Origin of the sequence: Cuniculiplasma divulgatum, assembly GCF_900083515.1 — an archaeon.
Classification (GTDB): domain Archaea; phylum Thermoplasmatota; class Thermoplasmata; order Thermoplasmatales; family Thermoplasmataceae; genus Cuniculiplasma; species Cuniculiplasma divulgatum.
In genome coordinates this window covers 1,632,022-1,644,679 of sequence record NZ_LT671858.1, presented here as the reverse complement: position 1 = coordinate 1,644,679, position 12,658 = coordinate 1,632,022, and the positions used below count along the sequence as shown (strand labels likewise).

At 36.6% G+C, this 12,658-nt stretch carries 12 protein-coding genes; 8 read left to right on the top strand and 4 right to left on the bottom strand.

Features of this window, described 5'->3' with window-relative positions:
• The first annotated feature begins 25 nt into the window (after positions 1 to 25).
• The 5 genes from CSP5_RS08110 (at position 26) to CSP5_RS08090 (ending at position 4,814) form a co-directional block, all read left to right on the top strand.
• Positions 26 to 931, top strand: coding sequence for a pirin family protein (locus tag CSP5_RS08110; RefSeq protein WP_021790431.1), 906 nt, complete (start codon positions 26 to 28; stop codon positions 929 to 931).
• A 91-nt stretch (positions 932 to 1,022) separates the two neighbouring features.
• On the top strand, positions 1,023 to 2,240 hold the full coding sequence (locus tag CSP5_RS08105; RefSeq protein ID WP_021790432.1) for a glycosyltransferase: 1,218 nt from the start codon (positions 1,023 to 1,025) through the stop codon (positions 2,238 to 2,240).
• 35 nt (positions 2,241 to 2,275) lie between these two features.
• Positions 2,276 to 3,856 (top strand): bifunctional N(6)-L-threonylcarbamoyladenine synthase/serine/threonine protein kinase, encoded by a 1,581-nt coding sequence (locus tag CSP5_RS08100; RefSeq protein ID WP_021790433.1) that lies wholly within the window; start codon positions 2,276 to 2,278, stop codon positions 3,854 to 3,856.
• Positions 3,853 to 4,404: an XTP/dITP diphosphatase gene (locus CSP5_RS08095; protein WP_077076611.1), complete on the top strand. Its 552-nt coding sequence runs from the start codon at positions 3,853 to 3,855 to the stop codon at positions 4,402 to 4,404. Before CSP5_RS08100 ends, CSP5_RS08095 begins: the two co-directional genes overlap by 4 nt.
• Positions 4,405 to 4,436: 32 nt before the next feature.
• Positions 4,437 to 4,814 carry a DUF3198 domain-containing protein gene (locus CSP5_RS08090; protein WP_021790435.1) on the top strand — a complete coding sequence of 126 codons (378 nt, stop codon included), beginning with the start codon at positions 4,437 to 4,439 and terminating at the stop codon, positions 4,812 to 4,814.
• Here the strand turns inward: CSP5_RS08090 and speE are convergent.
• The 3 genes from speE to CSP5_RS08075 form a co-directional block, all read right to left on the bottom strand.
• Positions 4,804 to 5,628, bottom strand: coding sequence for a polyamine aminopropyltransferase (speE, locus tag CSP5_RS08085; protein ID WP_021790436.1), 825 nt, complete (start codon positions 5,626 to 5,628; stop codon positions 4,804 to 4,806). The two genes, CSP5_RS08090 and speE, sit on opposite strands and share 11 nt — an antisense overlap.
• Before the next feature lie 172 nt (positions 5,629 to 5,800).
• A complete protein-coding gene (locus CSP5_RS08080; RefSeq protein WP_077076610.1) occupies positions 5,801 to 6,532 on the bottom strand; it encodes a hypothetical protein in 732 nt (243 codons plus the stop codon).
• Complete coding sequence (locus CSP5_RS08075; protein ID WP_021790439.1) at positions 6,522 to 7,262, bottom strand: DNA processing protein DprA; 741 nt, start codon at positions 7,260 to 7,262, stop codon at positions 6,522 to 6,524. Before CSP5_RS08075 ends, CSP5_RS08080 begins: the two co-directional genes overlap by 11 nt.
• A gap of 765 nt (positions 7,263 to 8,027) precedes the next feature.
• Between CSP5_RS08075 and CSP5_RS08070 the strand changes: the two genes are divergently transcribed.
• Positions 8,028 to 9,041: an aldo/keto reductase gene (locus CSP5_RS08070; protein ID WP_077076609.1), complete on the top strand. Its 1,014-nt coding sequence runs from the start codon at positions 8,028 to 8,030 to the stop codon at positions 9,039 to 9,041.
• A 79-nt stretch (positions 9,042 to 9,120) separates the two neighbouring features.
• Here CSP5_RS08070 and CSP5_RS08065 read toward each other — a convergent pair whose 3' ends face one another.
• Positions 9,121 to 10,230, bottom strand: a complete 1,110-nt coding sequence (locus CSP5_RS08065; RefSeq protein ID WP_077076608.1) for a GNAT family N-acetyltransferase — start codon at positions 10,228 to 10,230, stop codon at positions 9,121 to 9,123.
• A 184-nt stretch (positions 10,231 to 10,414) separates the two neighbouring features.
• On the opposite strand from CSP5_RS08065, the gene menC reads away from it, so the two are divergent.
• The gene (gene menC, locus CSP5_RS08060) at positions 10,415 to 11,503 is read left to right on the top strand and encodes an o-succinylbenzoate synthase (protein WP_077076607.1); all 1,089 of its coding nucleotides are present in this window, start codon (positions 10,415 to 10,417) and stop codon (positions 11,501 to 11,503) included.
• A gap of 5 nt (positions 11,504 to 11,508) precedes the next feature.
• Entirely contained in the window at positions 11,509 to 12,618 is a 1,110-nt protein-coding gene (locus CSP5_RS08055) for a M20 family metallopeptidase (protein ID WP_077076606.1), read from the top strand.
• Positions 12,619 to 12,658: the final 40 nt, after the last annotated feature.

Below are 12,658 nucleotides of genomic sequence, written 5' to 3'. Positions count from 1 at the left end.
ATTCTCATTTTTTGATTCCTTATATATGAATATCAAAAGCAAATCTATTGAAGCTGAAATGAGTGGTAATTACACAATAGATGGTGCAGGTGTCAGGCTTCTGAGAGTTTTTGGCGGGCCTTCTACATTTGAATACACCGACCCATTTCTTCTGCTTGATTATTTCGGCTCATCTGAACCATCGGAGTACGAAAAGGGATTTCCATGGCATCCTCACAGAGGAATTGAGACCATCACATACCAGGTAAAGGGTAAAACGGATCATGAGGATAGCAACGGAAATAAGGGCACCATCTATCCAGGTGATGTACAGGATATGAGTGCTGGTAGTGGTATTTTTCACCAGGAAATGCCAGCATCATTAAATATGAAAGGGAGTAACGATAAAAACTTCGACAGGACAGTTCTGGGGTTGCAGTTATGGGTGAACACCCCAGCAGAAAGAAAGATGAAAACACCAGAATATGCATATTACAAATCATCTGATATACCTCAGTACAAAACGGATAACGGATCGATTGTAAAGGTATTTGCCGGAGAATTTGGAGACGCCACCGGGCCATACAGATCTCCATACGACCTCAGTCTTCATTATTATCATATAAAGATAAAGGAAGGGGACAGCATCGAACTGAGTAACCTCGAAAGAAAGAGGGCCATTATGTTCAACTTTTCCGGTAATGTGAGGATAAATGGAGAAACAGAGATGACAGAAAGAAAAGCTTTCATATTTTCGAGGAACGGAGACTACATAGAAATTAAGGGAAGGGAAAGGGAAAGCGATATAATGTTTATAGCAGGAAATCCCACCGATGAACATATTGAGTGGTATGGCCCTGTGGTCATGAATACAAGGGAACAGTTGAACGAAGCACTTAAAGATCTGAGAAATGGCACATTTGTCAGAGAAAAGGAACCTGTCTTCAACTGATTTTCGTTAAATACAGATACAGAGACTATATGTACTAAATAGTCGTACCACTAACTTATTAGTATTACTCAGTAATATACTATAGTATTAAATGCGAATAGAATTCCTCCTTTTTATTACCATCACGGCGGTTTCATCCGTACTCTCCGTTACATATTACCTTTTAAATTCATATCTTTCAAGAAAAAGGAATACACCTAAAGAAAAATCCGAGGGATTAACACCGCAGGATGCAACTATTGTTATAACTGTGTTCAACGAATCAGTGGAGCATCTGAAAAGGGCCATAGCTTCAGTCAGAGATCAGGTCAGTGAAATAATAGTAGTAGGGGATGGTGTTGAGCAACCATATCTTTCCATGTGCAGGGATGAAGGTGTTACCTTTCTATCCACTGGAATACATTCAGGAAAAAGAAAAGCAATGGCTCTTGGAGTTTCAAAAGTAAAGACGAAAGTGGTAGTGTTCATGGATGGGGATATGATCCCTGAATCTGATGCCATCGGAAATATCATGAAAGAATACTCGCCCAGAGTAGGAGGTGTTGGCGGTAATATAACATTTGACACCATGGATGGTAAGTTTGTATCCTATGCCTCTCAATTCATAGAGAGATCAAAGGAAATCATCCAGAGATCAATGAAGCATTTCGGAAGTGTAATGCTGATAGATGGTGGCTTCGGATCTTACAGGATGGATGTGGTTGGAAAATACATAACATCACCAGAATTTTATGATTTCAAGATTCAGGGAAACATTCCATATTATGGAGGTGGTGACGATGCAGACCTTACCTCATACATAATTGGTAAGGGCTATGTCGCTACAAAATCCTTTGAAGCAAGGGTAACAACCCTCCCCAAGGACAGCATAAAAAGTTATATGAAACAGAACATAAGATGGTCGAGGACTGGATGGAGAACATTCTTCAAGAGTCTAAGAAACGGCTCTCTGAAAAAAGCAAATAAATTCTATAAGTTTGAGCAGATATTCACATACACCCTTCCAATTGTATTTCTTGTAGTTATTCTCCTAAAGGGACTTATCTTTCTTGAAGTGTTACATTTCAGGGGATTCATACCCGCTATATTCAGCATGATTGGATTTCATTTTCATGGTCATATTTCTAATTTAGACATATTATACAGGTTAAGTACCACTTCATCAGCTGTTGCATCCATGGTTTTCGCAGGTTCCGTTGCAACCAGAACCTTAAAGAACAGGCTCAAAACACTTGCTTACGGTTCAATAGGAGCTGGAATACTCTTCATTGCCACAATATACGCTCTTTTTACTTACAATAAGGCCTGATCATAATTAAATAAAGATCTGACATATGCATTTCAATGCTAACTCTGGGACTTGAGGGCACAGCTCATACTACAAGCGCATCCATACTGGATGAGAAACAAATATACTCCATGGTATCCAGAACATATAAACCGGAAAAGGGTGGAATAAATCCCCGAGAAGCTGCAAATTTTCATTTTGAAAATGTTGTTGATGTAATTCATACTGCAATCAAGGAATCTGGATTCTCGGAAAATGACATAGAAATGGTGGGATTTTCAAAAGGTCCAGGTCTCCCTCCATCGCTGAAAATAACAGCAGTTGCTGCCAGGGCTATGGCGTTAAAGCTCCATATACCAATTGTAGGGGTAAATCACCCTCTTGGGCACATAGAAATCGGAAGGAGGGAAACTGGTGCAAATGACCCAGTAATGCTATACGTTTCAGGGGGTAATACACAGATAATAGCACACAAGAACGGTAGATACAGGGTATTTGGTGAAACACTTGACATCGGAATTGGAAATATGCTGGACAAAATAGCCAGAGATATGGGATTTCCATTTCCGGGTGGACCCGAAATTGAAAGAATGGCACTCAATGGATCAAGACTACTTGATCTTCCATATTCAGTCAATGGAATGGACTGCTCATTTTCTGGCATATACACGGCGGCAAAAAATTTACTAAAAAAGGGGGAGAGCGAAAATGATGTCTCATTCAGCATTCAGGAAATATCGTTCTCCATGCTTGTAGAAACTCTTGAGAGAGCGTTATACACATCGGGAAAAAATGAAATACTCCTGGCAGGTGGGGTTGCAAGAAACAGCAGATTGAAGGAAATGATTTCAAGAATGGCAGACGATCTTGAGATCAGGGTTTTTGAAACACCGGAAAAATACTGTATGGATAATGGTGCGATGATAGGACAGGCTGCAATTCTCACATATAACAATTTTGGGTCACAGAAGATTGAAGATACTGCAATTGACCAGATGTATAGAATTGATGAAGTTAACACTCCATGGGTTTCGGAGATGAATATTATATATAGCAACAGGGGGGCAGAATCTGTTATAACTGAGGGAAAATTCCACGACTATGATTCAATAGTAAAGGAAAGAATAAGAAAGTCTTACAGGAATGTAGAACTGGATCTAAAACTGAGAAATAAAAGAATGAAAAATGAAATAGTAATGCTCCACAGAATGATGGAAGCAGGCATAAATGTACCTGCTGTATTTTCAATTAATGAAGACAGAGTAAGTTTTGAGATGGAAAAAATACATGGAACTCAGGCGTCAAACATTGAAAAAATGGATAAGAAACTGTTGGAAGAGATAGCAGAATCTGTTTCAAAGCTCCACGAAAGGGATATAATTCATGGAGATCTGACATTGAACAATATGATCATACATGATAACACACTTTACATTCTTGACCCAAGCATGGGAAAAATATCAAAAACGGTTACCGATAAGGCATATGATATAAGACTTCTGAAGGAAAGCATGATTTCAATTTACGGAAGCGAGCCATATGATAGATTTGAAGAAATTTACCGCAAAATGAGTGAAACTAGCAACGAGGTAATAAATGTGCTTCATGATATAGAGAAAAGGAGGAGATATGCATGAAGTTAAAATTTCTCACAAGTAACATGCATAAATACAATGAAATATCGGCATTTCTTGGACAACTTGGAATCGAATGCCAGTGGGTAAAGATGAAATACGAGGAAATTCAGGGAGAATCAACAGAGGAAATATCAAGGGACAGTGCAGTGAAATTGTCCAGACAGATGGATGATAAATTCTTTCTGGAAGACACAGGATTGTATATAAATTCACTTAAGGGGTTTCCAGGGCCATATTCATCGTATATTTCAAAGACAATAGGAAACGAAGGAATTCTGGATCTCCTGAAAAATAAAGAAAGATCAGCCTATTTCCTGACAGTTATTTCTTATTTCGATGGAGCGAATGTTCTGACATTTCAGGGAAAATTGAATGGGAAAATTGCAGAGGAAGAAAAGGGCAAAACAGGATTTGGATTCGATCCAGTATTTGTACCGGAAAACTGCGAAAAAACACTGGCAGAAATGAGCATTGAGGAAAAGAATCAGCATTCTCACAGGATCAATGCCTTAAGGAGTTTTATCAGTTATCTAGGAATAGAGGACTAAGTTTATAATTTAAAATATATATGTGTTGACTGATGGCATCAAAATTAAGAGAATTCTCACTATATTTCTATCTTGTAATTGCAGTGGTTGGATTAATATTCCTGCTATTTTCGACAAATTACATTTTCTTCCACAACGGAGCAGTAAACACATACTCATTTGGGATGAACACCATAGGAAACTGGAACGACTGGGTATTTATCATTTCTTTATTCGTAAGCGGGGCTTTCCTGTACTATGTGTATAAGTGGATTGATGATGACAGATTCTTCATGAAAAATATCAACTCAGATAGTAAATCTCACTTTATGAAAAACATGAAAAAACTGGAAAAAATTGCAAGGGAGCATGGTAGCCTCTACCAGCAGATGCTACAAAATAAGAAGAGTTTCTGGAAAATCAAAGCGTGAGTTTTTTTGCAAACTCTGGAAGTGCAAAACTTGATTTTGCTATTTCAAGATTGAAATATTCACCCTTCTCCACATTTTCTGTTCTAAGTTTAATCTGGCTTTTCTTTGCCATGGTAAAACTCCAGAAGCCACTTGGATAGGTTGGAATGAATGCCACATAACTTGCCACATGAGGGAAGGATTTTCTCATTCCTTTATTGGCCAGTTCAATTCCCCTGGGCTGGTAGAATGGTGATCCAGACTGGGTAACTACCACTCCACCATCATTCAGAATTCTGGATACATTGGAGTAAAACTCTTCATTAAATAGATCTTCTGCTGGACCTACAGGATCAGTGGAATCTACAATTATAATATCAAATTTTTCCTTTGTGTTCCTTGCATACTTTATTCCATCATCCACAATAAGTTTCACCTTAGGATCATTGAATGAAGCAGTTAATTTTGGAAAATGCTTCCTGCAGACTTCTACAACCTGGCCATCGATCTCAACATTAATTATGGATTTAAGTCCAAGCTTCAATAATTCCCCAGCAGCTCCTCCATCTCCACCCCCAATTATCAGTGCTTTTTCAGGTATCTTATCTGCATAGTAAAAGGGCATCCTTGTTATCATGTCATGATAAACGAATTCATCTTTTTCTGTTAGCTGAACAGTTCCGTCTATGGAAAGTAGTTTTCCAAAATCGTAGGTTTCAAAAACGTCAATTCTCTGGAAATCAGTTTTTACTGATAACAACTGATCACTAACTCTAAAAGACAGCTGAAGGTTATCTGAATACCTTTCCGAAAACCAATTCTCGATTAATTTCATTATGGGGTATATGCTGATTGTGATTTAATTATTTTTCATGAATGAGTTCTATATGTCCATTTAATCGAAACTGAATAGACCAAACTCATCTTTCATCTAGACTTCTTACACTTTCTTGAAATTTAAGGCAAAATCATGATACCATTTCCACGATGGTTTCTCTGTGTGTCAATCACGTTCTCAAGGTATCACCATTTGAATCTCTATATGTAATATCTCCTTCGTGGGGGTCAATTGGTTTCCTAAACTCAAGACTATTACTAATAGTTCTCATTGCACAAAAGCCCGATATTTGTGGGTAATACTGATACGATTTAAAAATTTCCAAAATTTTCCAGTAACATCCCATTAAAGTGGAACCTCTCGTTATCACGTCATCCACAAGAATAATTCCCAATTTATTTGTTACTATGTTTCTAATTTGACTATCCATGCCTTTTGATAATGATAAGGAATTAAAGTGATCGAGTGGTTTAGGTCTATTATTAGGTAAACTTTTAGAAGAAACATTAACTGGAGTTAATCTCGTTAGAAGAGGGATCATTTTTAAGTTCATCTTTTTGCTGAAAGTAGTAGCGATGTCTTTAGGAACCCAAAGAGTATCCTTTTTAATAATAATGCTTCTGGGGACAGGGATTAATACAGTGTCTGACCTAAAAAAATTATCAAAGTCTAAACCTAAATTATCTTGATTTGCATGTGTGATATAATGAGTCAACCATTCTGTGATGGGAATGCTCTTTCCTTGAGATATCACATGAAGGTTTTGTTTCAAGGTTCTCATTATATCAATTGATTTTATTGCATCCTTAAGAGTGTCTTTATCTGTTATACTTTGAAGGTATTTTTTTGGCAGATATGAGAGTATGGAAATATAATGAAGTTCATTTTTGTTACTGATCATCCATACTTGCCTTAACATAATTTGATGTTTCTTCTAATATCAGTTCAACATTACCTATATCAAGTTCGTTTGCACCATATTTTTGCATTTCCCTTGGCCATTCAAGGCTTTCATTCTCAAAAGTAGGAGAACATATGTAAAGCTTTCTACCCAATCTTAGTGTCTCCCATCCCTGAGAAATTGAGCCACTTACTTCACCTGCCTCCATTATTATAGTAATATCAGAGAGAAGTGCCATTAGTCTGTTTCTCGTTAAAAAGTCCCTTTTGTTAGTATAGTGACCCATGTCAAATTGGCTTATAACCAGCTGTCTTCTTTCCATGAGTTCTTGTAATTCTTTATTTTCAGGTGGGTAATAACGATTAATTGGAGTACCCAGCACCGCAATGGTATCACCATTTTCTTCTATTGCTGTTTTGTGCGCAACAGTATCTATTCCTCGTGCCAACCCACTAAATATAGCAATACCATTTTTAACTAACAATCTGACCAAGTTCTTGGTAATATTTATTCCAACTTCAGAGGGCTTCCTGGTTCCAACAACTGATATCCTAGGTTTATATATGGGTAAAGGAATTGATCCCTTTACAAAGAGCTTCTGAGGTGCATACTTTTTTTCCACATCATTTAATTCCCTTCCAAGAATATTTTCGCAACTCAGTGTTTTCAAGTTACCTTCATTTCCTAGCATCTGTATTATAAATGTAAAAGGGTTATAAACACTTTTCATTCTTTAAATCATCATTTTTTAACATAAAATTAGACTAACTCAGGCAGTTGGCATCTCAATTTCCCGCTTCGTATGGCAGGATGAAGGCTAACAAATATTTTCTATTTACCTCAATTTACTGTTATATCCACCAATAGACTGAGATTAAACATGAAATTACCCTATCAAATCAGGTGATGCGCTTGCCTAATATGTATTGATTTAATTTGAAGGAAAGAACACCCTTAAACTGATTAAAATTTTCTGCCATAAAATTCTCTCAGAAAAACCTGAAGTATAGATTCTATTCTAGGTCATGAATACATTCTCATGCATACTGCTTATGATTTATTAAATATATATTATTACTTCGCGGACAAACTTCATGGGCAATAGATATGCAATTCCACTTAATGATATAAATAGTGGTAGGTGAATTTTGCTGGCGATCTAATATTCAACGGGAAACAAGGGGATAATATCAATGAAAAAGAGAAATCGGAAGAAACATGTTATGATAAGAGATAGATTGGACATTTTTCATTCTTTGGAAGATACATCATTTCTAATATATCTTATGTCTGCAACAGAAATTATGATGTTTCTGTTGTTGAGAGGATATTGGTATGCAATTGCGCAGTGTTGATAAATCAGGTCAGGTAAAGATCATAGGGCGTATTATTGGTTCTTGTTGTTTGACCAATGGTTGGAGTCCCGAATAGCCTTAATAAAGGATTTTAAAACGCGGGTAAACATTTTTAAGTTTAAGGGCTTATATGTTCCATTATGGAAATGAAGAAATTTGGAAATACAGGTATGCTCGTTAGTGATCTCTGCCTTGGAACTATGACCTTTGGATGGCAGGCAAATGAGGTTCAAAGCCATGAGATATTAGACCATTTCACGGAAAATGGAGGCAACTTTATTGATACTGCAAATGTATATTCACACGGTAAATCTGAAACAATTATAGGTGAATGGCTAAAAAGACAGGATAGGGAATCCCTGGTCATCGCAACGAAAGCTAGATTCAGGATGAGTGATCATGCAAACGGTGTCGGATTATCGAGAAAACATCTGATCCATTCAGTAAAGGAAAGTTTGGAGAGATTGAATACTGATTATATAGATCTTTTACAGTTGCACACATGGGATGCTCTGACTCCACTGGAAGAAACGTTTCGAACACTCAATGGAATGGTTGAAGATGGCTATGTAAGATATATTGGAATAAGTAACTTCAGGGCATGGCAGTTTGAAAAAGCACTCCAGTTATGCAGATCAAAGGGATGGAATGAACCGGTAAGTCTTCAGCCCCATTACAATATTTTCGTAAGAGCCACTGAATTTGAGTTGTTACCCATGGCCAGAGAAGAAAATATTGCCGTTATGCCATGGAGTCCACTTGCAGGAGGGTTCCTGACTGGAAAATACAAAGGTGGAATAGAAGGTGCATCTAAAGGAACCAGAATAGGAGACTCAAACAATGCCGAATTTTACAAACAGTTCGAAACAAGAAGGGCAAAGAACATAATCAGCACACTTGAAAAAGTAGCCGAGAAGAATCATAAAAGCATGGCACAGGTATCTATTAACTGGCTTCTGAGAAATCCAGCTGTTACTTCACCCATAATAGGGGCGAGAAACCTTGAACAGCTGAAGGATAATCTTGGTGGAACCGGATGGGAACTGTCAAAAGCTGATATAGCAAGGATAAACAATGCAAGTGAATTGGAGGTAACCTACCCCTATGATCAGCGTGCAGAAGATCAGCAGAAAGCAGGGAGAATTTCTGATTGAAAGTTATTATTTCTACCATTTTTAATTTATATCCTTGAATCCCTTTAATAACAAATAAAAAAATGGCAAAGACAGCGCATCATATATAATTCAAATCATCGGTAAACATCAGGGGAATACCCAGAGAACCCTCCTTCTTATCAAATATGAAGTGAGTTAAATCATCATATCCATTAATCTCCTTCTTTAATGAACCAGATATAAATAACCACTTTTCATTGCCTATTTCCCTAAATTCAAAATATTCTCCTATTCTTTCTATTATAAGCGGTCTTAATTTTCTGAAGATGGACTGGGAATTCAGAATCTTTAAAGTTCCCTGTGAGTTTTCCTGAACAAGCTTAACATTTAATCTGGAGAGCTCCTCAATAAAATTAAAATCCTCCTCGTTTACTCTGAATCTAATTTCACTACATTCCATTTTAGCCATTATATCGAGAAGACAACTGGCTATGGCCTTTCGAGAACCTGCATATTCCATTATCTTTAACTTTGAATCTCCTATTTTCTTGAATGCTACAACGTAAGCTAATATAGTTTCATTCTCATTTCTGATTTCAAACAGGTCCATCCGAAATCCATTTCTCTTAAACCATAGAGCGTTTAACAAGATACTGAATTCTTTAGAAGTTCTCATGTACCTGAACTTTTCTTTAATATGAATCCTGTGGTATTCTACTGCATTAGCAATTCTTTCCTCCGGTGAGGACAGTTTGACAAAATATTTTCCATTTTGTTCTATATCTTCATTTTTTCCAATTTTTTCTATTACTGCTGAATAATCCGATCCTGTTTTCACACAACCGAGCTTAGTATACAGTTCAATCTCCCCTGAAACCAGGAGAAGGTCTATTTCAGAATTCCTGTAAACTTCAATCATTCTGTTTATGATTTTTGTGGATAAACCCTTGTGTCTATGATCCTTCATTGTGGATACTGAACCAAGTGAAGCAACGTCAAGTATGGCTCCGTTTATGCATGTTTTTGATAAAAGTACACTTGCCTGGCTAACAGGAATTTTGCCATCATCGATATAGAAGGTGTTTTCTATATTATCATCAGAAAAAAGATGGGGGAATTCAAGTGCCATTGATGAGCCCTGAACATTTCCTGGTCGAAAAACTGAATCAAGAGAATCTATAAGCAATTGTCTATTTTCTACTGAACCTCTTTTAACCTCACTATACATGATTCTTCACATTATTCCTGATTAAATTAAGTTTGCTACAAATTTAAAATTAGGCCCGAAGGCTAGTATTTCTTAAGTTAATGTTAATAAATTAATATAAATATATAATCGACATTGTTGAAATCTTACAATTTCCTAGAGAACATTGCAAAATATTTATCTATATCACATCAATCGAATTTGTATGAACCTTAAATATTACAGGTTGAAGATTCCAATGAAGTCTCCATTTACCACAAGTTTTGGAACTACTCTGGATAAGGATGTGATCATTTTTGAACTTAATCATGATGGTATTAAAGCATTCTCAGAACTAATCACAAGTGAAGATCCTTTCTATGGACCAGAGGATAATACAACAGCATTTCATATAATTAAGAATTATCTTGTGAAATTGATTCAAAATTTGCCATCTCCGGAGAAGTTTAATGAGATTTCAAATTTTATCAGGGGGAACAATATGGCAAAAGCAGCCATGGAGATGTTGCTGTATGACTATCATTCTAAAGTGGCAGAAAAACCCCTTTTTGAATTTATAAATGAAAAACCAAGAGGTTATGCAAACGCTGGAATATCACTTGGTATTGATAAAATAAATGTAACACTTGAGAAAATTCAGCAATCGCTGGATAAGGGTTACAAAAGGATCAAGGTAAAAATCAGGAAAGGAGGAGAAGTTTCAATATTGGCCCCAATAAGGGACCACTTTCCTGATATACCTCTCAGTGCGGACGCGAACAGTGATTATACAGTAAAGGATTTTAAGACGCTTGAAAAAATTGACAAATTTGATTTGATATACCTTGAGCAACCTCTTTACCATGATGATATAATATACCATTCGAAATTGGCTAAAATACTTTCAACACCCATATGTCTGGATGAATCTATTACATCCCCTGAAATTGCTGAAAATGCTTTTGAAATAGGTGCATGTAGAGTTGTGAACATTAAGCCAGGAAGGGTAGGGGGACTCTATAATTCAAATCTTATAGCAAAAATAGCCAGTAATAATAAGGGACATGCATGGATTGGTGGTATGCTTGAAACTGGCATAGGAAGATCATTCAACATAGCAATGGCTTCCAGCGAACTCATAGACTACCCAGGGGACACATCTCCAAACGAAAGATATTTTAGTCAGGATATAGTGGATAGGCTGTTTGAAATGAATGATGGAATTATAAAACCATTCAATTCTCCCGGAATAGGTGTCAAAATCAATGAATCAGTCCTAACACAATTTAAAGTTGAAGAAGGGGTGTTATCATAGACATAATGGATTATATGAAAAGCAGAAAGATGGATATGATACAAATGCTGGAGGATTTTGTCAATATGGAAACTCCTTCAGTAAATAAACCACTTCTGGATAAATTTGCAAATCACCTTCTGGATATAATAGAACATATAACGGGGTTAAAGTGTGAATTAATTAGGTCAGAATCTGCTGGAAACATTATAAGATGTATATTCAACCCTGACGCACAGGAACAGATTTTGTTGTTAACTCATTATGACACCGTATTTGATGAGGGAACCACAAAGAAAAATCCATTCAGGATTGAAAGTGGAAAAGCATATGGACCCGGTGTCTTTGATATGAAAGGAGGCCTGGTGCAGACTATCTTTGCCATGGAATATCTTGTTAGAAATAAAACAATAAAAAACAAAGTTGTTTTACTAATTACGTCAGATGAGGAAATAGGCTCAGCCTTCTCCAGATCAATAATCGAGGAAGAGGCAAAGAGATCTAAATTTGCTCTGGTCATGGAAGCATCTCTTAATGGAAATCTCAAAACCGAAAGAAAAGGTGTTGGAACAATAATGCTGAAAATAACTGGAAAGGCGGCGCATGCAGGACTGGACCCAAAGAAAGGTATTAATGCAATAAATGCAATGAGTTCCATAATTGAGCAAATTAAAAACTTTTCCGCGGGTATTAATGATGGTACGTTAATTAACATAGGTACGATCCATGGTGGCACAAGAACCAATGTGATACCTGATTTCTGTGAGATTGGAATAGATGTTAGATACAGCTCTGAAGAATCTGCAGAAAATGTGTTATTATTTCTAAAATCATTAAAAACAGGGCTGGCAGGTTCTACAACATCAGTTACCTACAGAATGAGAGAACCCATGACCAGAACAGATTTAACAAAAGATCTTTTTCAAAAAGTAAAGCTACTTGCCAGCAATATTGGATTAAATATTGATGAAGTTTCAGTTTCTGGAGCAAGCGATGGAAATATCTGCTCTAAATACTGTCCAGTAATCGATGGTCTTGGAGCTGTCGGTGATGGTGCACATTCAGAAAATGAATATCTGCTCCTTGATACTCTTCCAGAACGTTCAGCCCTTTTAGGCCTGATAATGACCATGTGATAACAAAATTTAATCTCAAAACCAATTAATAGTTGGTGTA